This is a genomic window from uncultured Dialister sp. (genome assembly GCF_937959425.1).
In the GTDB taxonomy this organism is placed as follows: domain Bacteria; phylum Bacillota; class Negativicutes; order Veillonellales; family Dialisteraceae; genus Dialister.
The window spans coordinates 1-25,227 of the sequence record NZ_CALGPS010000030.1 but is presented as its reverse complement, the minus strand read 5'-3'; the positions used below and the strand labels follow the sequence as shown (position 1 = coordinate 25,227).

20 protein-coding genes are annotated in these 25,227 nt (G+C 52.7%); all 20 read left to right on the top strand.

Annotated features, from left to right (window positions below; all coding sequences use genetic code 11):
• The first annotated feature begins 698 nt into the window (after positions 1-698).
• Positions 699-1,457, top strand: a complete 759-nt coding sequence (locus Q0482_RS01295; RefSeq protein ID WP_299142413.1) for an NAD-dependent protein deacylase — start codon at positions 699-701, stop codon at positions 1,455-1,457.
• A gap of 556 nt (positions 1,458-2,013) precedes the next feature.
• Complete coding sequence (rplM, locus tag Q0482_RS01290; protein WP_291058012.1) at positions 2,014-2,454, top strand: 50S ribosomal protein L13; 441 nt, start codon at positions 2,014-2,016, stop codon at positions 2,452-2,454.
• Positions 2,455-2,476: 22 nt separating this feature from the next.
• The gene (gene rpsI, locus Q0482_RS01285; protein ID WP_008859421.1) at positions 2,477-2,869 is read left to right on the top strand and encodes a 30S ribosomal protein S9; all 393 of its coding nucleotides are present in this window, start codon (positions 2,477-2,479) and stop codon (positions 2,867-2,869) included.
• Between the two features lie 1,075 nt (positions 2,870-3,944).
• Positions 3,945-4,574, top strand: coding sequence for a CatA-like O-acetyltransferase (locus Q0482_RS01280; protein ID WP_299142409.1), 630 nt, complete (start codon positions 3,945-3,947; stop codon positions 4,572-4,574).
• A gap of 3 nt (positions 4,575-4,577) precedes the next feature.
• Positions 4,578-5,657 carry a MazG family protein gene (locus Q0482_RS01275; RefSeq protein WP_299142406.1) on the top strand — a complete coding sequence of 360 codons (1,080 nt, stop codon included), beginning with the start codon at positions 4,578-4,580 and terminating at the stop codon, positions 5,655-5,657.
• Between the two features lie 60 nt (positions 5,658-5,717).
• Positions 5,718-6,023, top strand: coding sequence for an HU family DNA-binding protein (locus Q0482_RS01270; RefSeq protein ID WP_291056068.1), 306 nt, complete (start codon positions 5,718-5,720; stop codon positions 6,021-6,023).
• Positions 6,024-6,314: 291 nt separating this feature from the next.
• Positions 6,315-6,668, top strand: coding sequence for a YraN family protein (locus tag Q0482_RS01265; protein WP_299142403.1), 354 nt, complete (start codon positions 6,315-6,317; stop codon positions 6,666-6,668).
• Positions 6,669-6,695: 27 nt separating this feature from the next.
• Positions 6,696-8,210: a YifB family Mg chelatase-like AAA ATPase gene (locus tag Q0482_RS01260; protein WP_299142400.1), complete on the top strand. Its 1,515-nt coding sequence runs from the start codon at positions 6,696-6,698 to the stop codon at positions 8,208-8,210.
• A 2-nt stretch (positions 8,211-8,212) separates the two neighbouring features.
• Positions 8,213-9,304 carry a DNA-processing protein DprA gene (dprA, locus tag Q0482_RS01255; protein ID WP_299142397.1) on the top strand — a complete coding sequence of 364 codons (1,092 nt, stop codon included), beginning with the start codon at positions 8,213-8,215 and terminating at the stop codon, positions 9,302-9,304.
• 500 nt (positions 9,305-9,804) lie between these two features.
• On the top strand, positions 9,805-12,162 hold the full coding sequence (gene topA / locus Q0482_RS01250) for a type I DNA topoisomerase (protein ID WP_299142394.1): 2,358 nt from the start codon (positions 9,805-9,807) through the stop codon (positions 12,160-12,162).
• A gap of 724 nt (positions 12,163-12,886) precedes the next feature.
• Complete coding sequence (trmFO, locus tag Q0482_RS01245; protein WP_299142391.1) at positions 12,887-14,197, top strand: methylenetetrahydrofolate--tRNA-(uracil(54)-C(5))-methyltransferase (FADH(2)-oxidizing) TrmFO; 1,311 nt, start codon at positions 12,887-12,889, stop codon at positions 14,195-14,197.
• Positions 14,198-15,252: 1,055 nt separating this feature from the next.
• Complete coding sequence (locus tag Q0482_RS01240; RefSeq protein WP_299142388.1) at positions 15,253-16,908, top strand: phospho-sugar mutase; 1,656 nt, start codon at positions 15,253-15,255, stop codon at positions 16,906-16,908.
• A 192-nt stretch (positions 16,909-17,100) separates the two neighbouring features.
• Positions 17,101-17,853: an amino acid ABC transporter ATP-binding protein gene (locus tag Q0482_RS01235; protein WP_299142386.1), complete on the top strand. Its 753-nt coding sequence runs from the start codon at positions 17,101-17,103 to the stop codon at positions 17,851-17,853.
• 15 nt (positions 17,854-17,868) lie between these two features.
• Positions 17,869-18,561, top strand: coding sequence for an amino acid ABC transporter permease (locus tag Q0482_RS01230; protein WP_291057344.1), 693 nt, complete (start codon positions 17,869-17,871; stop codon positions 18,559-18,561).
• 932 nt (positions 18,562-19,493) lie between these two features.
• Positions 19,494-20,003, top strand: a complete 510-nt coding sequence (locus Q0482_RS01225; protein ID WP_299142383.1) for a hypothetical protein — start codon at positions 19,494-19,496, stop codon at positions 20,001-20,003.
• 20 nt (positions 20,004-20,023) lie between these two features.
• Positions 20,024-20,713, top strand: coding sequence for an MgtC/SapB family protein (locus Q0482_RS01220; RefSeq protein WP_299142382.1), 690 nt, complete (start codon positions 20,024-20,026; stop codon positions 20,711-20,713).
• A 787-nt stretch (positions 20,714-21,500) separates the two neighbouring features.
• The gene (gatC, locus tag Q0482_RS01215) at positions 21,501-21,785 is read left to right on the top strand and encodes an Asp-tRNA(Asn)/Glu-tRNA(Gln) amidotransferase subunit GatC (RefSeq protein WP_299142380.1); all 285 of its coding nucleotides are present in this window, start codon (positions 21,501-21,503) and stop codon (positions 21,783-21,785) included.
• A 12-nt stretch (positions 21,786-21,797) separates the two neighbouring features.
• Positions 21,798-23,255 (top strand): Asp-tRNA(Asn)/Glu-tRNA(Gln) amidotransferase subunit GatA, encoded by a 1,458-nt coding sequence (gatA, locus tag Q0482_RS01210; protein ID WP_299142379.1) that lies wholly within the window; start codon positions 21,798-21,800, stop codon positions 23,253-23,255.
• Entirely contained in the window at positions 23,252-24,697 is a 1,446-nt protein-coding gene (gene gatB / locus Q0482_RS01205) for an Asp-tRNA(Asn)/Glu-tRNA(Gln) amidotransferase subunit GatB (RefSeq protein ID WP_299142378.1), read from the top strand. The genes gatA and gatB overlap by 4 nt, the downstream gene beginning before the upstream one ends.
• A complete protein-coding gene (locus tag Q0482_RS01200; RefSeq protein ID WP_299142377.1) occupies positions 24,694-25,032 on the top strand; it encodes a hypothetical protein in 339 nt (112 codons plus the stop codon). Before gatB ends, Q0482_RS01200 begins: the two co-directional genes overlap by 4 nt.
• The last annotated feature ends 195 nt before the right edge of the window (positions 25,033-25,227 follow it).

Here is a 25,227-nt window from a genome sequence, read left to right as displayed (position 1 = left end):
TGACAACTTTTTTTCGGTCGATGCCTTAACGCAATAGCATTGCCCTGAATAGGGGTGGCAAGGGAACTGGAGTCACTCCAGCGAACTGGATTCGTAGGGGAGCCTAAGCGACCTGAGAATCCAGTGAGTCGGTGATAGCCGTGCTGTAGGGAGCCGCAGGCGACTGAGAATCCAGTGACACGCTTCCCTTTGGGTAAGTCCGGCGCAGCCGGATAGGGGGGCCACCGGAGGTGGCCTAATCACCGTAGTGTCGTATCATGCATATGATGCTCAACGTGTCAAGCCGTACTCAGCTAATTGCTAATTGCTAATTGCTAATTGCTGTCGCCTCTACGCCAAGCGCTCCTTTCTGCCGCAAGGCAGCATTCTTGAGGGAGTTTTCTCGGCTCCGTTTCACTTCCTCCATGTAAGGCAGGATTCATATCGGCTTGTACTTCCGCTCGAAATGACGGGGGAGCCATAGTGGCACAAAAGTAAATCTCGTAAAGCAGATTTTATATTGCGCCCATAGGGCGCCACCACAACCCTCGCCCGCAAAGCGGGCGCCAAACCTAAGAACCCTTGGCCCCGGGCCCATCAATCCGTTGAACCTTTTCCCTATACCCTCTGAACCCGGCTTTTCTTTCCAACCATTCCTTAAAAATGATAAAATAAAAGAAAAGCATTGCATTTTGCCCGAAGGCAGAAAGGAGACCATCATGACTGATTTGGAAAGACTGAAGGATATGATCAAAAACCATCACCGCATCGTTTTCTTTGGCGGTGCCGGCGTATCTACGGAGTCCCATATTCCCGATTTCCGAGGAGCCAACGGCATTTACAGGCAGAAGACAGATCTTCCCTGGACGCCGGAGGAGATGCTGTCCCACCATTTCTTCGAGGAACATCCGGTGGAATTTTTCAAAAATTACAAAAACTTTGCGGAAGCCATGGCGGCCGCTAAACCGAACCGGGCCCATTATGCCCTGGCCAGGCTGGAAGAGGAGGGGAAACTTCTGGGTGTGGTGACCCAGAATATCGACGGCCTTCACCAGAAGGCAGGCAGCAGGAATGTGATGGAACTCCACGGCTCCATTCTTCGAAATTACTGCACCGAGTGCGGCCGTTCCTACGACGTGGACAGTTTCCTTTCCCTCTGTGATCCCGTGCCGCACTGCCCTTACTGCGGAGGCATCGTGAAACCGGACGTAGTGCTCTATGAAGAACCGCTGGATATGGACACCATGGAAGATGCCATGGACGCCATCCAAACGGCGGATATGCTCATCATCGGAGGCACCAGTCTGGTAGTCTATCCCGCCGCCGGCTTCATCAACTACTTCACCGGTGACGCACTGGTCATGATCAACCAGGATGAAACAGGGAAAGACAGGGACTGCAGCCTTGTATTTCATGACAGCGTAGGAAAGATTCTGGGAGAAGCCGTTTTGAAATGCGCTGAAGGGCGTGAGGGTTGACTGCCCTTTGAACCCGAGTCTTGACGGGGCTTTTGCCCTGAGGGTTCTAAGGTTGTGCGCAGCCTGCGGTTTTGAGGATTGTGGTTTCGCCCTTATAATTATGGTGGAAGCCATCATGGTAAAATCAATTTAGCGGGCTGGCGTGCTGGGAAAACCATACAACCTCGCTTCCCACGGAGGAAAGTATCTCTTATGAGCCTGCTATAAGAAGCCCGCTGCAGGGCTTCTGCCTTCCAAAGGAAGGGGGCTAAAAACTGCGGCGAAGCCGCCACCACAACCCTCGGCGGCAGAGCCGCCGTCAAACCTAAGAACCCTTGGACCCAGACCCATCAATCTTAAGAACCTTTCCGCGCCCAAAGGGCGCACAACCTTCTGAACCCGGACCGATTTGCGGCCCGCAGCGGCCCGATTTCATAAAAATATTTCACAAAATCATTTGACATGCCCTTTTTAAAAGGGTATAATACTCCTTGTGAGATTTGTCCGGAAACCACTAGCCCCGGAGGAAGGACGATGTCTTGCGGTTCTGTTTTTTATTCAGGAGGAATCATTTATAATGAAAACCACATTTATGGCCAATGCGGGCAACATTACCCGTAAATGGTATATCGTAGATGCTGAAGGACTGACCGTTGGCCGCCTGGCTGCCAACGTTGCCAAAGTTCTGTCCGGCAAAAATAAACCTACCTACACACCGCATGTTGATACCGGTGACAACGTCATCATCATCAATGCAGACAAAGTCGTTCTGACAGGCAAGAAAGAACTGAAGAAAGTTTACTTCCACTACACCGGCTACATCGGTGGCGACAGATACCAGAAGGCCGGAGATGCTCTTCGCGAAAGACCGGTATGGGTTGTAGAACATGCTATCCGCGGCATGCTCCCGAAGAACAAGCTCGGTGCCCAGATGTATCGTAAACTTCATGTTTATGCAGGCAGCGAACATCCGCATGCAGCACAGAAACCTGAAGAATTAAAGTTTGATATCCGTTAACCGGAAGGGAAGGAAATAAGAAATGGCAGAAGCTACATACTACGGCACCGGCCGCAGAAAGACATCCGTTGCCAGAGTCCGTCTGGTACCGGGACAGGGTAATATTACAATCAACGGCCGCGATCTGAAGGATTACTTCGATCTGGCTACTCTTGAACTCATCATTAAACAGCCGCTGGAACTGACCGGAACCACCTCCGCTTACGACGTTATCGCCAACGTACAGGGCGGCGGACGTACAGGCCAGGCAGGCGCTATCCGTCACGGCATCTCCAGAGCACTGCTGGACGTAGACGCAGACTACAGAAAAGTACTGAAGAGTGCAGGTCTGCTCACCCGTGATCCGAGAATGAAAGAACGTAAGAAATACGGTCTCAAGAAAGCAAGAAAAGCAAGCCAGTTCTCCAAACGTTAATCCGTTTCCGAATGGCAGAAACGCTCATGGTTATCCATGGGCGTTTTTCTTATGGGTGAAATAGAAATCAGACGATAGACGATAGACGATAGATGTCAGACGGTCAGACGGTCAGATGCCGGACTCCCCGCCGGACACCGGTCATCATGAGCAACAGTGAAGGATCTCGGGAAAAGGCAATTATAGGTGATGCGCCGGTATTGTTTAGTGTACTAGTGAGCTAGTTGGAGTCACTTACGGTATACACCAGAAGTATTTCCCAAAGACCGGTTTAATAACGTATGGGTCACTATCGATACTTAGCGAGATCTTTCGCCTGCGGCTCGAATGACCATCTCAGGCGGGAAGATAAGCGCGTAATGCAGGCTCCTTTCTCAGAAAGGAGCTGGGCGAAGCCCTGAGGATAGGCCTTTTTCCGGCAAAGGCGCCGCCGAAAGCGGCTTTTTACGAAAGAGTCACATGAGGCCCCTGCGGGGCCTCGGATTTTCTACGAAAATCCGCTATCCTCCGTCGCCTGCGGCGACACCAACGGCCGGGCTTTAAGGTGTTCGCTTTGTGTGCAGGCTATGCTCACATATTAGCCCGGCTCAGAAGTCCTATGCAGGACTTCTGCCTTCCAGAGGAAGGAGGCTCTGGCTCTTCGTCATGCAGCACTGGTGACACTAATGGCAAGCACGTAACGCTGACTTCATAATCATTGCCGCGAAGCGGCAATCCACAACCCTCGGCGGCGGAGCCGCCGTCAAACCTAAGAACCCTTGGGCCACAGGCCCATCAAACTTAAGAACCTTTTCCCCGCCCCCTTGAAACATAACCCTTCTACACAACCTGCGGCGAAGCCGTGCCCCTTTTTACTTGCGGCGTCAGCCGCCACCACAACCCTCGGCCTGTGCACGTTCTGCAGAGGACGTGCAAGTTAGTCGAAGTTGGACCTTAGCCTGCCCATAAAAGGGCTTTCCTTGTAGGCGACTGACCGATAGGGCCGTCAACCTTCTCCGCTGAACCTTTCCGCGCCCAAAGGGGGTGTCAATATGGTATAGTATAACCAAAGGAGTAACCAAAGGAGGGAAACGCCATGACATTTACACCCATTGACAGGAGCCATTGGGAGAGGGAGGAGTATTTCTCCTATTTCTTAAACGAAGTGCCCTGCATGTACAGCATGACCGTGAACCTGGATGTCACGCCCATCATGAAAAGGAAAGAGAGACCCTATCCCGCCATGCTCTATTTCCTTTCGGTGGTGGAAAACCACCACAAGCGCTACCGTATGGGCTTTAACCACAAGGGGGAATTGGGGTATTTTGATGTAGTACACCCAAGCTACACCATTTTCCACAAAGATGACCATACCTTCTCCAGCCTGTGGACCGAATACAGCGAAGACTATGACCATTTCCTCGCCTCCTACGAGGACGATGAAGCCCGATACGGCAGCGTGAAGGGACTCTTCGGGAAACCGAACAGGCCCTTGAATCTTTTCCCTGTGTCAGTCATCCCCTGGGTGCCCTTCCAGTCCCTCCACCTCAGCTTCCCCAAAGCTTTCCGCTTCTTCTTCCCCATGTACACACTGGGCAGACTCCATCGGAAAAGAAGCCATTACTACATGCCCCTGGCCCTGGAAGTCCACCATGCTGTCTGCGACGGATACCACGCAGGACGGATTTTCAAAGAAGTACAGTCCCTGATTAACCAGTGGAGGTGAACCATGAACAGAAAAGAACTGATGAACTTTCTGGAAAGGAAAGGCCTCCTCTCGCCGGAAGACAGCCTCACCATAGTCAGCGGAAAAGAGGCTGCCAGTCTCCCTTTGAACCTCTGCCACATTCTCATCGTCCGTGACCTTTCCGAAATAGACGAGAAGGCCCTCTGCCGCCGCCTCCTTGCCGCCTATGACGAAACATCGCCGGTGATTCTCCTTTCCGGAGAGGGCATCCTTCGCCTGAGCCTGAAGGAAATGGAAATGCGGAGTCCCGGAGAAAAGGAAACCATCCTCTTCGACAGCAGGAAAGCAATCCACCGCCCGGCCTCCCCCTGGAACCTGGAAGCCCTGGACAGCACCGTCCACCGGCTTCTGGAGCCGGGAGGCTGCCCCTGGGACCGCTCCCAGACCCATGAGACCCTCCGTACCTATTTCATCCAGGAAGTTTACGAAGTCATCGACGCCATCGACAGAGGGGACATGGACAATCTGAAAGAAGAACTGGGAGACGTACTCTTCCAGATTCTCTTCCACGCTGCCCTCGCCGAAAAAGAAGGATATTTCACCATGCAGGACGTGGCAGACGGCATCCGGGACAAAATGGTGAAACGGCACCCCTTCGTTTTCGATAAAAACAATACCGATTCCACCCTTTCGGCGCCCCGGGAGTGGGAAAAACGGAAAAGAATTGAAAAAAACAGGAAATATCTGCTTTCCGGCGTGCCCAAAGGCTTGCCAAGTCTGCTATTAACGTGTATAATTCAAAAGAAAGTTAGTTCCAATGGGATTCAGAACTTATTACAGTCTGAAGACCTTCCGGTGGAAATGAAAAATCAGATTTCCCGCTTCCTGGAAGATGACCGTGAAATGGACAGAGAAATGAAAGCAGGCGCTTTCCTCTTCGAACTCGTCCATTATCTGCAGGAAAAAGGAATAGAGCCGGAACTGGCTTTGCATCGATACGCCGCAGCCTATATGAGAAAACTCCGTGCCTTCGAGGACTACGTCATCGAAAAAGGCGGAACCATCCCGGACCTCTCTCCGGAAGAAACCCTGCGGCTCTGGAAAGATTTCCTTGCAGAATGACCTTCCCTGTTGGAACTAAAGACGGTTTAACCGCCAATTATTAAAGGAGGATGTTTAGTTATGAACAAAACAGAACTCATCACAGCAGTTGCCCAGGAAGCAGAAATGACAAAGAAAGACGCTGAAAAAGCTGTCAAAGCAGTCCTTGACGTAGTATCCCAGGCTCTCGTTAAAGGCGACAAAGTACAGCTCATCGGCTTCGGCACCTTCGAAGTCCGTCAGCGCAAAGCCCGCGTAGGCCACAACCCGTCCACCCAGGCAGAAATCAAGATCCCGGCATCCAAGACCCCGGCATTCCGCGTTTCCAAACAGCTGAAAGAAAAAGTCAACGCAAAGAAGACAAGAGCAAAGAAAGCAAAGAAATAATCCATAAACAAAAGCCTCCCGCCGGGAGGCTTTTAACGTGCGGCAGATCCTGTGATTGAAATGGATAGCATAAAGATGATTGATACCATTTCATCATTTATGCATTCGACTCATTGACGAATAGGTTTGTTTCCTTTTACAATAAGGAGGATAAATAGTTCGCGGTGTTATTTTTGCTGATTACGGCATCTTTTCATACCTTATGATCTGATAAATTTTATAATTTAAAACGATATTCAATTCTTTTTGCTTTAATACTATAAAATTCACATCAAATAGGAAGGAGCTCCCATGGAAAAGACGTCATTTGGCAGAGAAGGGGAGGCGTTGGCCAGGCAATATCTGGAGAATAAGGGCTATCGTTTTTTGGATGCCAATTTCAGGACTTCCCATAGTGAAATTGACCTTATTATGGATGATGGCGATGTTCTTGTCTTTGTGGAGGTTAAGTCCCGCCATAATCGAAGGTATGGAGAACCGGTGGAGGCAGTGAATCCATTCAAGCAGCGGCATATCCGATTTGGAGCCAGAGCTTATGTATTAAAAAAGAAAATCGTAGACAGGCGTATTCGGTTTGATGTGGTGGAAGTTATGGTACCTCGAGAAGGAAAGCCCCTCTTCCGTCATACCAGGAATGCATTCTGATATTTTATCTCTATGGAGGGAATTCATATGTATGCAAAAGTTCTTGGAACAACGACCTTCGGCTTGAATGGACATGTAATCGGTGTAGAGGTAGATATTAACAAAGCATTTCCTGCCTTTGATATCGTTGGCCTTCCTGCGGCGTCCATCAAGGAATCGAAAGAGAGGGTTCATTCAGCTATTCGGAATTCCGGATATCATTTTCCTGTGGATAAGGTAACCGTGAATTTGGCTCCGGCTGATTTAAAGAAGGATGGATCCGGGCTGGATCTGCCTATTGCCATGGGACTTTTAGCAGCCAGCGGTGAAGTGCCTCTTGAATGTTTTCAAAATACGATTTTTATCGGTGAATTGTCACTGAAAGGTGAAATAAGACCGGTGCCAGGCATCCTTTCCATGGTGCTGGCCGGTAAGGAAGCGGGGGTATCTCGCTTTTTTATGGCCCCCTCTGTGACGAATGAAGCACTTTTATGTGAAAATATTGAGGTTTATGGACCCAAAACATTAAGAGAACTGATTGAATTTCTGGTAGGAAAGAGAGCTATGGCTCCAGCAGTTCGGCATGAGTCGGAAAGGCCTGCTATCAATGACGTGGATTTTGCAGAAGTTCAGGGGCAGGTTATGGCAAAGCGGGCTATGGAAATTGCAGCGGCCGGTGCTCATAATGTGCTCATGACAGGGCCGCCCGGTTCCGGAAAAACCATGCTGGCTCGCCGTATCACTACCATTCTTCCGCCTATGACCCGTGAAGAGGCTCTGGAAGTGACAAAGATATACAGTGTGGCCGGACTGTTCAAAGCGGAAGATATTATGAGGGAAAGACCCTTCAGAAGTCCCCATCATACTATTTCTATGGCAGGATTGATTGGAGGAGGGACCATACCAAGGCCTGGAGAAGTTACGCTGGCTCATCGAGGTGTACTTTTCCTTGATGAACTTCCTGAATTTCCACGTTCAGTGCTAGAAGTACTTCGACAGCCTTTGGAAGACAGGGAAGTTCATATTTCCAGAGTGAATGCATCTTTTACTTATCCTGCAGATTTTATTCTTATCGCCGCCATGAATCCCTGTCCCTGCGGCTATCTGGGAGATCCGGATCACCCCTGTACCTGCACGGATGGTGAAATCAGAAGCTATGGAAGAAAGATTTCAGGTCCCCTTTTAGATCGTATTGACCTTCACGTTTCGGTGCAGAGGCCTAAGTACAGCGAACTGACTGCTACAATTAAAGGAGAGGCTTCGGTAGATATTGCCAAACGGGTAGAGGAAGCGAGGAAGGTACAGGCAGAAAGACTTGCACCTTGGCATATGCAGAACAATGCCCAGATGGGGCACAGGCAGCTGAAAGAAACATGTCATTTGGACAAGGATGGAACGGAAATGCTTAGGGAAGTCTTTGAAAAACTTCACCTTTCAGCGCGAAGCTATGACAGAATCATCAAGGTAGCCCGTACCGTGGCTGATTTGGATGGGAAAGCAGGAATAGAAGCCTCTCATGTGGCGGAAGCCATCAGTTATAGGAACATGATACCCCGGAGGTGACTATGGACAAGTACGCAGCTGCCCTGCCGGGATGTCCCCGTCTCGGTGCTAAACGTATGCGGGGCCTTATTGAGTATTTTCATACGGCAGAGGATGCATGGAAAGCGTCAGATGAGGATATACGAAAATCCCATGTGCTCCATGGAAATGGAGAAGCCGCTTTTCTTTCATGGCGCCATGAAACAGATCCTGAGCAGGTTGTGGAGAAAATGATTCAAAATGGAATTCGCTGCTGTACCTGGGAAGAGGAAGAGTATCCGGCTCTCCTTCGAACCACTGCCAATCCGCCGGCTGTACTTTTTTATAGAGGAAAGCTCCCGGACAATGAAAAACTCATAGCCATAGTGGGCTCCAGGAAAGCGACTGCCTACGGAGTGCAGACGGCAGGACGATTTGCAAAGGGGCTGGCGGAAGAAGGGGTTACCATTGTTTCCGGCGGCGCCAGAGGCATTGACAGTGCTTCCCATGAAGGAGCTTTGGAAGGGAAAGCACCAACCATAGTGGTGGCAGCTTTTGGCTTGGACAGGGTGTATCCCCCGGAAAATCGGAATCTTTTTCATCAAATCGTGGAAGAAGGAGGCGCTATTATTTCCGAATACCCTTTGGGAACGCCTCCTTTGGGAAGGCAGTTTCCTGCGAGAAATCGAATCATTGCAGGTATGTGTAGAGGTGTTATCGTAGTGGAAGCTGCCGAGCGAAGCGGATCCCTCATTACATCGGATTTTGCCCTGGAGGAAGGCAGAGATGTCTTTTCCGTTCCCGGAAGTATCTATATTCCGTCCTGCAAAGGAACAAATCAGCTTATTCGAAATGGTGCCATCTGCTGTACCTCTTATAAAGATGTGCTTTCTGAATATGGATGGGAAAAGCAGGAAGAAAAGGCGGAAGCCCGAAAGATGGGGATGGAAGCTTTGACCCTTGAAGAAGAAATGGTATATAAATTCTGCTGTACGGAAAATGAAGTGCAGGCAGAGGACATTCTACAGCAGTCCGGCCTTTCCGTCGTCAAGCTCACTATGCTGCTTCTCCGTCTCCAGCTGAAGGGATACATCAAAGAAACCGGACCGGGGAGGTATGTGGTCATAGGGCAGTGAGATGGGGTCCGCTTACTGCTATCCGTCCTGCATTGCCCCCAGGCATCCGCTGTCGGCTGTCCGCTGCTTGCTGTCCATTTATCGCGGTCTCGACCCCGACCTCGACCCCGACCGCGCCGCCAGGCGCTCACCAGCTCACTAAATTCCCCTTGCCATTTCTCTTTTTTCCTATATAATTACATATGATTCATATGACTTTACTATGAATGAGGTGCCTCTGCCAGAAAAGCACTGATTAAATCGTTATCGGATTTAATTCTTGTATTTTTATTCAATGCAAGGAATCAGTCGACGCGAATAGCGAGCTATTTAAGGAGACTGATGACGCAGTATTGGATAAAAATACATATGAAATTCGATTCTGCGAATTAATCAGTGCTTCCCTAGGGATGAATCAGTGCATCCCTCGGGCAGGGGCTGATATAGGGTGCCGGTGATTTCTGCAGGAGCAGAGGTTTCCGGTGTTCGTTTTTTCCCTGTTGTCAGAGGAGGAAATAGATTTGCCGATTACAAGAACGATTACGATAGAGAAGAAGAAACGGGGCCGAAAGGCGAAGGTGGCATCTGCTGCACCGGTGCTTTTCAAGCGGAAGCCGAATCCGAAGGGGAAGACCCTGGTGGTGGTGGAATCACCGGCTAAGGCGAAAACCATCGAAAGGATTCTGGGGCCTTCCTACAAGGTCATGGCGTCCAAGGGCCATCTCCGGGATCTGCCCCAGAAGAAGCTGGGCGTGGATATTGAGAACGGTTTCACGCCGGAATATGTGGACAGCAGCGAACGGGAGTCCATTATCAAGGATCTGCAGAAGGAAGCGAACCGCTCGAAGTCCGTCCTTCTGGCAACGGACCCTGATCGGGAAGGGGAAGCTATTTCCTGGCATTTGTCCAAGCTTCTGGATGTAAATCCCGAGGACAATGTGCGCATCGCTTTCCATGAAATCACGCCGCCGGCCATCAAGGAAGCCATCAAACATCCGGGTCCCATCGACATGAACCGGGTGGATGCCCAGCAGGCCCGCCGGGTGCTGGACCGGCTGGTGGGCTACAAGCTGTCGCCCTGGCTGTGGAAGCTGATTTACCGCGGCCTTTCTGCCGGCCGCGTGCAGTCTGTGGCTACCCGCCTCATCTGCGAAAGGGAAGAGGAAATCAAAGCTTTCAAGCCTGAGGAGTACTGGACTGTAGAAGCTCTGTACAAGAAGGAGGACGCTGAAACCTTTACGGCAAAGCTGGTGCAGATCGATGGGAAGGAGGCAGCCCTTCACAATAAGGAGGAAACGGACGCCGCAGTGGCGGACATTGACGGGAAGACCGCCGAGGTCACCTCCGTCACCCGCTCCCGGAAGCAGCGGAAGACAAAGCCTCCCTATACCACCTCCACCATGCAGCAGGATGCGGTGAACCGGCTGAATTTCCCCTCCCGGAAAACCATGATGCTGGCCCAGGCCCTTTATGAAGGCATTGAAATCCCGGGGCACGGCCATGTGGGGCTCATTACCTACATGCGTACCGACTCCGTCCGTATTTCCGATGAAATGATTGCCCAGGTGCGGCCCTACATCGAGACGGTGTACGGCGAGGAATACCTGCCGCCTAAGCCCAATGTGTTTGCGAAATCCAAGAAGGCCCAGGATGCCCACGAAGCCATCCGTCCCACGAGTCTCCAGTTTCCGCCGGATGCACTGACATCCGTGCTCTCCAGGGATCAGATGAGGCTCTACACCCTCATCTGGAACCGTTTCATCGCCTCCCAGATGGCGCCCCAGATCCAGCAGACCACCACCGCCCTTCTCCAGAGCGGCCGGTGCACCCTCCGGGCCAGCGGCAGCCATGTCCTCTTTGACGGTTTCACCGTCATGCAGCCGGCGAAGGAAAAGAAGAAGGAAGGGGAGGGAGAAAATTTCCTGCCGCCTTTGAAAAAAGGGGAAATTGTCCAACATGTAAAGACAAAGGGAGAGCAGCATTTCACCGCTCCGCCGCCGAGATACACCGAAGCCAGCCTCATCAAGACACTGGAAGAAAAGGGTATCGGCCGGCCCTCCACCTATGCGCCTATCCTGGACACCATCCAGAAGAGAAAGTATGTGGTGAAGGAAGGAAAACAGTTCGTGCCTACGGAAATCGGATTTAAAGTGACGGACCTCCTGAAAAAATATTTCGACGGCATTATTAACGTGGATTTCACCGCCAACCTGGAAACCTGGCTGGATAAAATTGCCGAAGGCCGGGCCACCTATAAAAAGGTGATGACCGATTTCTATAAAGTCTTCGACAAGGAACTGGAAGCAGCCAACGGCCAGACGGAAAAGGAAAAGAAGGAAAGCCAGGAAGTCACAGATGTGAAATGCGAAAAGTGCGGTGCCAACATGATCGTGAAAATGGGCCGCTACGGCAAGTACCTGGCCTGCCCTAACTATCCGGACTGCAAAAACATCAAACCCTACAGCGTCCTTCAGGGACCGGAGGAAGTGTCCGACGTGAAATGCGATGAATGCGGCACCCTCATGGTCTATCGCGACGGCCCCTACGGAAGATACCTGAAATGCCCGAACTGCCATGCCAATAAGGCCATCGTGGTGGATACAGGCATTACCTGCCCCAAATGCCATGAAGGCCACATGGTGCAGAGAAAGACAAAGAGAGGCCGCACCTTCTACGGCTGCAGCCGCTACCCCAAGTGCGACATGGCCCTCTGGAACGAACCGGTGGACCGGTTCTGCCCCACCTGCGGCTCTATCATGGTAAAGAAAACATATAAGAGCGGCAAAGAACTTATCTTATGCTCCAACCCCGACTGTCCTACGAACCCGAAGAAAAAGGGAAAGAAGACGGCTGATAAGAAGACAGACGATAAAAAGTAGAACATAGAAGGTGGGGCGGCTTGTATGGATACGCCCCCAGGGCGTGAGGGTTGACGGGGCTTTTACCCCGAAGGTTCTCAAGATTGACGGCACCTGCGGCGCCGAGGGTGGTGGTGGCGGCTTCGCCGCAGTATAAAAGCCGCCTGTCGGCGCCCCCTTTGGTGCCTTACGGCACCACCTTTCCCCCGCTGAAGCGGGGGCACTATGGACGCTTGCCAATGTGCCACATGACTCTGTGGGAAAGCGTAGAGCGGTTTATTCTGTCCCCCGGATGGGGGAAAGTCCGGCGAAGCCGGATAAGGGGGAGCCACCGAAGGTGGCTAATTCACCGTAATGCATAGCAAGAATTAAGCAGCAGGAGAGCAATCCCGTAACGCAGGATCCTTTCTCAGAAAGGAGCTGGGCGAAGCCCTGAGGATAGGCCTAGTTTACTCCGTCATGCACTACTGGTGACACAAATGCAAGTCCCGTAACGCTGACTTCATAATCATTGCCCGAAGGGCAATCCACAACCCTCAGCAGCGGAGCTGCTGTCAAACCTAAGAACCCTCAGGCCGAAGGCCGGTCAAACTTAAGAACCTTTTTCCCTCACAACCTGCGGGCCCTACGGGCCCGCCCCCTTTGGTGCTGACGCACCACCTTCCCCTCCGCATGCGGGGGGACTATATGTGGGAGAACCTTTTGAACCCGGGGCCGCTTTGCGGCCCCATATAGGAGAAATAAATTGAATGATCATATAACAGTTATCGGCGCCGGTCTGGCGGGCAGCGAGGCTGCCTGGCAGCTGGCGGAAATGGGGATTCCCGTTACTCTTATAGAGATGAGACCCCAGAAGCAGACGCCTGCCCATCATACCGCCTATTTCGGCGAGCTGGTATGCAGCAATTCCCTTCGGGCAGCAGCCCTTACCAATGCGGTGGGGCTCCTGAAGGAGGAAATGCGTCATCTCCGTTCAGTCATCATGAAGGCTGCCGACAGCCATACCGTTCCTGCCGGCGGAGCGCTTGCGGTGGACCGCATGGGCTATGCCGAAGAGGTGACCCGCCTTGTGAAGGAACATCCCCTTGTTACTTTCGAGGAAAGGGAAGTGACCTCCATTCCGGAAGAGGGCATCGTCATTATCGCCACCGGCCCCCTCACCGAAGGGCCCCTGGCGGAGGATATTGAAAAATTCTGCGGCGGAGAAGGATTTCATTTCTATGACGCAGCAGCCCCTATCGTGACGAAGGAGTCCCTGGACATGGACGTGGTTTACCGCATGTCCCGCTACAACAAGGGGGAAGCGGCTTACCTGAACTGCCCCATGAATGAGGAAGAATACAAAGCCTTCCGGGAAGCCCTCTGCCAGGCAGAAATGGCGCCGGTTCACGGCTTTGAAAACAAGAAAGTATTCGAAGGCTGCATGCCCATCGAAGTCATGGCTGCCAGGGGAGAGGACACCATGCGGTTCGGCCCCATGAAACCGGTGGGACTGCCGGATCCCCGCACCGGGAAGGACCCCTACGCCGTGGTGCAGCTTCGCCAGGACAATGAAGACGACACCATGTACAACATTGTAGGCTTCCAGACCCATTTGAAATGGGGCGAACAGAAGCGGGTATTCGGCATGATTCCCGGCCTTGGCCATGCGGAATTCATCCGCTACGGCGTCATGCACCGGAACACCTACATGGACTCCCCGGACCTTTTGAACGCCACCATGGAAACAAGAAAAAGAGAGGGCCTCTTCTTCGCCGGACAGATGACCGGCGTGGAAGGATACGTGGAATCCGCCGCCTCCGGCATTGTGGCCGCCTGGAGCGCCGCTTCCCGCTTTCTGGGAAAACCGCCGGTGGCCTTCCCGAAAGAAACGGCCATCGGTGCCCTCTGCCATTATATTTCCCACTACGAAGGGAAAAACTTCCAGCCCATGAACGTCAACTTCGGCCTTATTCCGCCGCTGGAAAAACGGGTGCCGAAAAAAGAAAAGAACCAGCGGCTGGCAGAAAGAGCCCTGGCCGCGCTGGATGAGTTTATAGCCGCTTCACGGAGGTGAGGACACGCCTTTGGCGTGAGGGTTCAAAAGGTGCAGGTTCAAAGGGGTGAAGATGGCGCCTGCGGCGCAATATAAAGAAAACCTTTACAACCGGGCTTCACCCGGGGAAACAGGCCAACCGCCCTTACGGGTGAAAAAAGCGGCCCCCCTTTTGGTGGCGAACGAAGTGAGCCAATCAGCAGAATGTTTATCATGCTATGTGATACAGGAAGGCATATCCCGTAACGCAGGCTCCTTTCCCAGAAAGGAGCTGGGCGGAGCCCTGAGGATAGGGCCTTTCTCCAGTATAGGCGCCGCTGAAGGTAGGTTTTACGAAAGAGTCATTAGGCCCCTGCGGGGCCTCGGCCTTTCTGCGAAAGGCCGCTATCATCCGGCGCCTACGGCGCCACCTTCTTCCAAAGGAAGAAGGCTCTGGCACTTCGTCGTGCAGCACTGGTAACACTAAGAGAAAGCACGTAACGTTAGGCTCCTTACGGTCAAGCGATTAAAAGGAAAGCCCTTTTATGTGCAGGCTAAGGGCCAATGTCGCTTGACTTGGCAATCCTATGCAGGATTGCCACCTGCTGGAAGGAGCTGCCCGATAGGGCTGAGGATAGGCCTTTGCGGAGCAAAGGCGCCGCCGTAAGGCGGATTTTCACGAAAGGGTCATTAGGCCCCTGCGGGGCCTCGGCTTTTCTTCGAAAAGCCTGCTATCCTCCGTCGCCTGCGGCGACACCAACGGCCGGGCTTTAAGGTGTTCGCTTTGTGTGCAGGCTATGCTCACATATTAGCCCGGCTCAGAAGTCCTATGCAGGACTTCTGCCTTCCAGAGGAAGGAGGCTCTGGCTCTTCGTCATGCAGCATTGGTGACACTAATGGCAAGCACGAAACGCTGACTTCATAATCATTGCCCAAAGGGCAATCCACAACCCTCGGGCCCAGAGGGCCCGTCAAACCTAAGAACCCTTGCGCCCGCAGGGCGCATCCATCTTTAGAACCTTTCCGCGCCCAAAGGGCGCACAACCCTCTGAACCCGGGCCCGCAGAGCGGCCCCTATTATAAAAAGGAAACAAACCATGGGATATAAAGAAACTTATGAAGACTGGCTCTCCTGGGCCGATGACAGTACGAAGAAGGAGCTTTCCTCCCTTCATGATGAAAAGGAGATAGAAGACCGGTTCTACAGGGACCTGGAGTTTGGTACCGCCGGGCTCCGGGGGATTATGGGGGCCGGTTCGAACCGCATGAACCGCTACACCGTAGCCCGGGCGTCGAAGGGGTTTGCAGACTATCTTCTCTTCTCTTTCCCCGGGGAAATAGAGCGGGGCGTGGTGATTGCCTATGATTCCCGCCATCATTCCCGGGATTTTGCAAAAGAGGCGGCGTCTGTGCTTACGGCTGCCGGCATTCCGGTGAAGATTTTCAGGGAGCTGGAGCCCATTCCGGTGCTTTCCTTTTCCGTGCGTCATTTCCATGCCCTGGGAGGCATTGTTATCACCGCCAGCCACAATCCGAAGGAGTACAACGGCTACAAGGTGTACGGCGAGGACGGCGGCCAGCTGGTGCCGAAGAAGGCGGATGTGCTCACCGGCTATGTGGAGGCAGTGAAGGATCTGGCTTCCATTGACGATAAAGCGGATGAGAAGCTCATGACCTGGCTGGACCAGGATGTGGCGGATCTTTTCATTGATACCATTTTCCAAGAGTCCCGGTATCAGGGAAATCCGCCGCCTCTGAAGGTGGTGTACACACCCCTCCACGGCAGCGGCAATGTGCCGGTGCGGAAAATTCTGGAAAAGGCCGGTTTCCACGATGTGCATGTGGTGAAGGAGCAGGAAAGGGCTGACGGCGATTTCCCCACCGTAGTTTCGCCTAACCCGGAAAATGAGGATGCCCTGTCCCTTGGCATGAAGCTGGGAAGGGAAATCGGGGCGGACCTGGTCATGGGCACGGACCCGGACAGTGACCGCATCGGGGCGGCTGTAAGAAATGGCATGGACTTCACTTTGATTTCCGGAAACCAGATGGGGGCGCTTCTTCTCTATTTCCTCCTTTCCACAGGAAAAGACAGGCTTACTCCCGCTTCTTCCATGGTGAAAACCGTAGTCACCGGCGAGCTGGGGGCGGATGTGGCGAAAAGCTTCCATGTGCAGGTGGTGGAAACCCTGACGGGCTTCAAGTACATCGGCGAGAAGATGACGGAGTGGGAAAGGGACCCCTCCCATGATTTCGTCTTCGGCTACGAGGAAAGCTACGGCTACCTCTCCGGCACCCACGCCAGGGACAAGGACGCCGTGGTGACGGCCATGCTCATTGCGGAAATGGCGGCCCATTTCAAGAAGGAAGGAAAGACCCTGACCGACGTGCTGGAAGACCTCTACCGGCGCTTTGGCTATTATTACGACAAGAGCGTTTCCTACACCCTGAAGGGGATGGAAGGGGCAGCGCGCATTGCCGCCATTATGGACGAAGCCCGGTCCATGGATATGAAATCCCTCATTCCGGAGGTGGTGGAAACCCTGGATTTCAAAAAAGGTATCGGAGACCTTCCCCGGGAGAATGTGCTGAAGTACCGCCTTTCCGGAGGCGGCTGGATGGCCATCCGTCCCAGCGGCACGGAGCCGAAGATTAAATTCTATTTCTCCCTTCGCGGGAAGGATGAAATGGAAGCCCTTCGCCTCTTTGACCGGTACAGGAGCCTTCTGGAAAAGCATTTTGCTCTTTCTGTATAAATATACTGCATACTCCCATGACAGGGAGGAAATGAAATCGGTTTTCTCTGTTTCAAAGTACAGAGGAAACCGATTTCCTGTATTCTTTCTCTTTGGAGAGGAAATGTATTTTTTATGCATTTTATGCAGAAAATATTTGACTTGACTGTATATTTATGCTAAAATCTTCACAAATAGAAGGGCGTGAGTGAAATGGAAAACAAAAAAGAAATCATTTATGAAATAAAGCACCTCCGGAAATCATTCGGAAAGGTGGAAGTGCTGAAGGATATCAGCATGAAAATTGAAAACGGGGAAGTGTGCACCATCATCGGGCCGTCGGGCTCCGGGAAAAGTACCTTCCTCCGCTGCCTGAACCTCCTGGAGAAACCTACCGGCGGGGAGCTCTGGTTTGAGGGGAAAAGGGTGAACGAAAAGACGGATGTGAAAATGCTCCGCCGGGACGTGGGCATGGTGTTCCAGTCCTTCAATCTGTTCCCCATGTTTACAGCGGTGGAAAATGTCATGTATGCGCCGGTGCATATTAAAAAGCTGCCGAAAGCCCAGGCAAAGGAAGAAGCTATGGAGCTTCTGGCCCGGGTGGGACTGGCGGAAAGGGCGGACTACTATCCCGGCGAACTTTCCGGCGGCCAGCAGCAGCGCGTGGCCATCGCAAGGGCACTGGCCATGAAGCCGAAAATGCTCCTCTTCGATGAACCGACCTCCGCTCTGGACCCGGAGCTGGTAGGGGACGTGCTCACCGTTATGAAAGAAGTAGCCCTGGCCGGTATGACCATGGCGGTGGTTACCCATGAAATGCAGTTTGCCAGAAGCGTTTCCAGTCATGTGGTGTTCATGGATAAAGGATATATTGTGGAAGAAGGAAATCCGGAAGATATCTTTACCCATCCGAAAGAAGAAAGAACACAGACATTCCTGAAGCGCCTGCTTCATGCTGATATTTAAGGAGATGACACTGCTATGGAAATGGTCATAGACACTGCGGTCAAGTATAATGACATATTTATGTCAGGCGTAAAAATCACAATTATTATATCCCTCCTGTCCTGCTTCTTCGGACTTCTTCTGGGCATCGTCCTTGCCTTCATGAAGATTTCCGGCATCAAGATCCTGCAGGCCATTGCTGCGGTATACGTGGAAATCATCCGCGGCACCCCTGTGCTGGTGCAGATTTCCCTGGTATTCTTCGGACTGCCCTTCCTGGGCATCCATTTCCCCAGCTTCCAGATCCTGGGCGTGGACTTTGAAAGACTCTCCGCCGGCGTGCTGGCCCTCATCATTAATTCCGGCGCCTACGAATGTGAAATCGTCCGCTCCGGTATCCAGTCCATTCCGAAAGGCCAGCTGGAAGGGGCCATGTCCCTGGGCTTCTCCAAGTGGGAATCCATGATCCGCATCATCATCCCCCAGGCCATCAGGAACATCCTTCCTGTCATCGGCAACGAATTCGTAACCCTCATCAAGGAATCCTCCCAGGTCTCCGTCATCGGCATGGCAGACCTCATGTACACCGCCACCACCATCCAGGGCATCAGCTTCCAGCCCTTCCCGCCCCTGGTCATCGTGGCACTCTACTACTTCATCATGACCTTCTTCGTCTCCATGTGCCTCAGAGTCCTCGAAAGACACCTGAAAGTGAAAAGCGTGAGATAAGAAAATCAAAGCACCGGCAAATACGGTGCTTTTTCATTTTCCTCTCATGAAATGGTATAATGAAGAAAAGGGTCTGAAAGGCCCGGGTTCAAAAGGAAAGGAAAAAGTTCTAAAGATTGACGGGGCTGGCGCCCACATCATCATTTCGACCGCAGCGGAGCGAAGTGGAGAAATCTCATGTGTAGTGGGCTGGTGGGCTAGTGTGATAGTAAAACCATACAACCGCGCCTCCGGCGCGTGGGAAAATCGCCGCCCCCCTTTGGTGGCTGCGCCACCACCTTTCCCCAAAGGGAAGCATGTCACTGGATTTTCGGGTCGCTTTGCTCCCCTACAAATCCAGTTCCTTTGCCACCCCTGTTCAGGGGACACTATGGACGCTCAGCATTGTGACACATGACTCTGAGGGAAAGCGTAGAGCGGTTTATTCTGTCCCCCGGATGGGGGAAAGTCCGGCGAAGCCGGATAAGGGGGAGCCACCGAAGGTGGCTAATTCACCGTAATGCATAGCGTGAATTAAGCAGCAGGAAGGCATTCCCGTAACGTAAGGCTCCTTTCTCAGAAAGGAGCTGGGCGGAGCCCTGAGGATAGGTCTAGGGAAGCACTGATTCAATCACTGAAGACGCAAAAGCAAGCCCGTAACGCTGACTTTATATTGCGCCCATAGGGCGCCTCCACAACCCTCGCCCGCAAAGCGGGCGTCAAACCTAAGAACCCTTGGGCCACAGGCCCATCAATCTTAAGAACCTTTCTACACAACCCTTCTACACAACCTGCGGCGTCAGCCGCGCCCCTTTTTACTTGCGGCGTCAGCCGCCACCACAACCCTCAGCGGCGAAGCCGCTGTCAAACCTAAGAACCTTAAGAACCCTCGGGCCCGCAGGGCCCGTCAACCCTCACGCCTGCAGGGCGTGTCCAATAGAAAGGAGCTATCCATGGCAGAATACCATTTTGATGATTTAGCAAAGAAAGCAGGCATAGAAAACAGTGCCCCCTCCGCTGGGGTAAGCCCGGAAGAAGCAGAGAAGGAAATGGAATGTATGAAATTCCGCTTTTCCGTCACTGACGGGTACCTGGTGGAGAAGGGCGGGCAGTTTGATTATGTGTTTGATTTCTCCAAGAGAACCTTTGAAAGGAGCGACTGGAGGAGCGGTCTACCGGTGGTGACAAAGGGAAAGATTTCCAGAGAGGCAGCGGATGATTTCATGAAATCCATTTCCTTTATTCTCACCCTGTCCCAGACCCACTTTGTAACGAATACGAAGTCCATGGAAGTGAATACCAATGCCTGGGAACGGGAAAAGTACGGCCCCATCAAGCGGTATACCCGCTGCGAAGTGCGCATGGGGGAGCGATTCTTCCGCTGGGTGGCGGAAAAGGACACAGACAGCCCTTTTAAAGAACTCTACGCTGCCCTGTCTGCTCTTAGAAAATCGGTAGACTGATATTGGAAAGGAGGGGCATTATGGATGCATTTATAGAATTCTGCCAGTCCTGGACCATGGGAGGCATTGCCACCAGACTGTTTCTTGCTACCCTGGCAGGGGTGATTATCGGCATGGACAGGGAATATAAAAACAAAGGCGCCGGCATCAAAACCCATGCCCTGGTGTGCATCGGCGCCGCCCTTTCCATGATTGTGAATGAATTCATCCTCCGCACATTCCCCGCCTCCAATACGGATCTTGCCCGCATGGGCGCCCAGGTCATCAGCGGCGTAGGCTTTCTGGGCGTAGGCACCATCATCGTTACCGGGCGAAACGAAGTGAAAGGCCTCACCACCGCAGCGGGCCTCTGGGCCTGCGCCGGCATCGGCCTTGCCGCCGGCATCGGCTTCATCAAAGGCACCCTTTTGGCCCTCCTCTTCGTCATCATCGTCCTTCGGGTACTGGAACCCATGGACAAAAAACTCCGCGCCCGCTCCAAAGACATGGACATTTACGTTGAATTCCAAAGCTTCTCCTCCATCCGGCATGTACTGGAAACCCTGAGACAGCGCCACATCCGCGTCTCCGGCCTTAACATCTACAGGGGCCGGGAAATCCTCGCCCCTGCCGCTACCCTCTCTGTCAAAATGCCAAGACACGGGAACCATGAAATCTTCCTCCAGGAAATCGGGAAAATAGAAGGGATTCTTCATGTGGAGGAAATTTGAGAGGACACGCCCTGCGGGCGTGAGGGTTGACGGGGCTTTTACTCCGAAGGTTCTTAAGTTTGACGGCACCTGCGGTGCCGAGGGTTGTGGTGGCGCTCATGGACACGCCCTTGCGGGCGTGAGGGTTGACGGCCCTCCGGACCGAAGTTTGACGGGGGCTTACGCCCCGAGGGTTCTGAAGTTTGACGGCACCTGTCGGTGCCGAGGGTTGTGGATTGCCCTTCGGGCAATAAATAGAAATGCCGCTTGGCGGCGGCACCCCCTTTGGTGGCTGGCGCCACCACCTTTCCCCCGCTAAAGCGGGGCACTATGGGTGCTCAGTAGTGAGCCACTTGACTCTATAGGAAAGTGTAGAGAGTCCTATTCTCCCCCCTGAATAGGGGGGAGTCCGGCGCAGCCGGATAGGGGGTGGCCACCGGAGGTGGCCAATTCACCACTATGTATAGCATGATTGATGCAGCATAAAGGCATTCCCGTAACGCAGACTTCATAATTATTGCCGCGATAGCGGCAATCCACAACCCTCAGCGGCACAGCCGCTGTCAAACCTAAGAACCCTCCGGCCCAACGGGCCGGTCAAACTTAAGAACCTTCCTACACAACCCTTCTACACAACCCGCCGCCGTAAGGCGGCCATAACCCTCGCCCGCGGAGCGGACGTCAACCTTCCCTTCCCTTCTGAACACTTACTTGAACCCGGGGCCGCATAGCGGCCCCTATCCTATATGTGATATAATTGAAAAGGATTTTTTATATCAGATAGATAATTGATTAAGGAAGTGTGTCTATGAAAATTACCACCGAAGAAGCAAAGAAGATCGCCCTTCTTTCCCGACTGGAATTTTCTCCGGAGGATCTGGAGAAGATGCGTGATTCCATGAACAGCATTCTTACCTATATGGAAGAATTGAACCAGTATGATACCACCGATGTGGCTCCTACCGTTCATGCGGTGGAACAGTACAATGTGATGAGGGAAGACAAGCCCCATACATCTTTTACCAATGAGGAAGCGCTGATGAATGCGCCGGACGCTGAGGACGGCTATTTCAAGGTGCCCAAGATTATTTAAGGAGGAAATAGAGTGGGTTATACGATTCATGAACTCCATGAACAGCTGGTGAAGAAAGAAATCTCCGCTGTGGAACTGACAAAGAAAATCATGGCTCACCGTGACGCTGTGGAAGGGGACATCCATGCCTACCTGTCCACCAGTGACAAGACGGCACTGGAAACGGCTGCCCGGGTGGACGAGAAAATTGCAGGGGGAGAGGAAATTTCCGACCTTGCCGGCATTCCCGGAGCCATTAAGGATAATATGTGCATTAAAGGGGAAACCTGCACCGCTGCGTCCAAAATGCTGGAACACTGGGTATCTCCCTATGATGCTACGGTCATTGAAAAGCTGAAGGCAGCCGATTTCATTTCCCTGGGCAAGACAAACATGGACGAATTCGCCATGGGTTCTTCCACCGAAAGATCCGCCTTCGGTCCTACCCATAATCCCTGGAACACGGACTATGTACCCGGCGGTTCCTCCGGCGGTTCTGCAGCTGCCGTGGCTGCCACCGAAGCCATCTGGTCCCTGGGTTCCGACACCGGCGGATCCATCCGCCAGCCTGCCTCTTTTAACGGCATTGTAGGCCTGAAGCCTACCTACGGCCTTGTTTCCCGCTACGGCCTTCTGGCCTTCGCATCCTCTCTTGACCAGATCGGACCTTTGACGAAGGATGTCACCGATGCGGCCATCGTACTGAATGCCATTGCCGGCCACGATGAAAGGGACTCCACCTCCATTCCCCAGGAAAAGAAGGATTACAAAAAGGCCCTCGTCCGGGATGTGAAGGGATTCCGTATCGGCGTACCGAAGGAATTCTTCGGCAAAGGCATTAAGCCGGAAACGAAGGAAGCCATCGACAAAGCCCTTGCTTTCTATGAAAAGGAAGGCGCTGAAATCGTGGACGTTTCCATTCCCCATATCAACAGCGGCGTATCGGTATACTACATCATCGCCCCGGCAGAAGCCAGCTCCAACCTGGCCCGCTATGACGGCGTCAGCTACGGTTTCCGCGCAGAAGGCAAAGATATTATCGATATGTATATCAAAACCAGAAGCCAGGGCTTCGGCGAAGAAGTGAAGCGCCGCATTATGCTGGGCAACTACGTACTCTCCGCCGGCTACTACGATGCCTACTACCTGAAGGCACTGAAGGTCCGCACCCTGCTGAAACAGGAATTTGATGAAGCCTTCAAGAAATGCGACGTCATCGCCGCTCCTTCCGCCTCCGGCACCTCCTTCAAGTTCGGCGCTTTCTCTGACCCCCTGTCCCTGTACATGGAAGATATCTGCACCGTTCCGGTGAACCTCATCGGCGCACCGTCCATCAGCATCCCCGTGGGCTTCAAGGACGACATGCCTCTGGGCATGCAGCTCATCGGAAAGACCCTGGGAGAAGAAACCATTCTCCAGGCAGCCTACACCTTTGAACAGGCTCATCCGGAATTCACAAGAACCGCACCGAAAGGAGAAATCAAGGAATGAAGTACGAAGCAGTTATCGGTCTGGAAGTGCATACAGAACTCCAGACAACCACTAAAATTTTCTGCAGCTGCAAGACATCCTTCGGTGCAGACCCCAATACCAACGTCTGCCCTGTATGCCTGGGGCTGCCCGGCGTCCTTCCCGTATTGAATAAAAAAGTACTGGAATACGCTGTCAGAGCCGGCCTGGCGCTAAACTGTGAAATTTCCAGGTTCAGCAAATTCGACCGCAAAAACTACTACTATCCGGACCTTCCCAAGAACTTCCAGACCTCCCAGTTTGACCTGCCTATCTGCGAACACGGCTACCTGGACGTGGAAGTGGAAGGGGAAAAGAGACGGATCCGCATTACCCGGGCTCACATGGAAGAAGACGCAGGAAAACTGGTGCATCACGGCACATCCATCACCGATTCCGACTACTCTCTGGTAGACTATAACCGCACCGGCACCCCTCTTCTTGAAATCGTTTCCGAACCGGACATGCGCTCCGCCAAAGAGGCGGTGGCCTACATGGAAAAAATGAGAGCCATCCTCCAGTACATCGGCGTTTCCGACTGCCGCATGGAAGAAGGGAGCCTGCGTTGCGACGCCAACGTCTCAGTCCGTCCCGTAGGACAGAAGGAACTGGGCACCAAGACAGAAATCAAGAATATCAACTCCTTCAAAGGCGTGGAAAGAGCCATTGAATACGAAGCCATGCGCCAGGCAGAACTTCTGGAAGACGGCGGCAAAGTAGTGCAGGAAACCCGCACCTGGGACGAAAAAGAAGGGGTTACCAAGAGCATGCGTACCAAGGAAGAAGCCAACGACTACCGCTACTTCCCGGAACCGGACCTGGTACCTTTCACCGTAAGCGATGAATACATCGAAAACATCAGGAAATCCCTGCCGGAACTGCCGGATGCCAGAAAAGAAAGATACATGAAAGAATTCGGCCTTTCCTCCGAAGATGCCGTCTTCATGACCAACGACAAAGACACCGCCGACTACTTCGAAGCCGCTGTGGCCGCCGGCGCCGACCCCAAAGCCGCCGTCAACTGGCTCATGGGCGAATTCGCCAGCCAGCTCTCCACCGAAGGCATTGAAATCGCAAAGGCTCCGGTCACTGCCGAAAACCTGGCAGGCCTCCTGAAACTGATTTCCAAAGGCACCATCTCCGGCAAGATTGCTAAGAAAGTCTTCGCCACCATGTGGAAAGAAGGAGGCAAAGCCGAAGACATCGTCAAAGCCCAGGGCCTCGTCCAGATTTCCGACACCGCAGAACTCCAGAAGCTGGTAGACGAAGTGGTAGGAAACAACCCCAAAGCCGTAGAAGACTTCAAGGCCGGCAAAAAGAAAGCTGTAGGCGCCCTGGTAGGCCAGATTATGAAAGCCACCAAAGGCAAAGCCAACCCCAGAGTAATCAACGAACTGTTAAATAAGAAACTGCAATCCTTATGAACGACAACGACAAAACAAAGGAAGAAACCGGCGTCCACGAAGAGCCGAGAGTCATGAGCAAAGACGACGTCCATGACTACCAGGGCCTGACCCTGAACGAAGAGGGGAAAGAAGAGAAAAAAGAAGACGATGAAGGATACACCATCCACATCCGAAGCTTCAGCCTCAAGAAAATTCCCCTCTGGAAAAAAATCCTCTTCGGGGCAGGCCTTGCCGCCTGTGCCGTCGTATTTCTACTCCTTGCCGTAGCAGCGGCTTACTTCATGGTAGTAGGAGGCGCCATAGTCCTCGTGGCCGGCGCCATCATCTACCTGCTGAAGAAATATATACTGTGAAAAAAAGCCTCCCGAAAGGGAGGTTTTTTGGTGCAGAATGGGGCTGTCGGCTGTCGGCTATCGGCTATCAGCGGCAGGTGGTGGGCGCCCTTAAAAATAAAGGGCGCCATTATGATAAAACCATACAACCGCGCCTTTGGCGTGTTAGAGCCCGGCAATTTTGACCATTTTTAGCTCAGCTTTTTTAGCCAATTT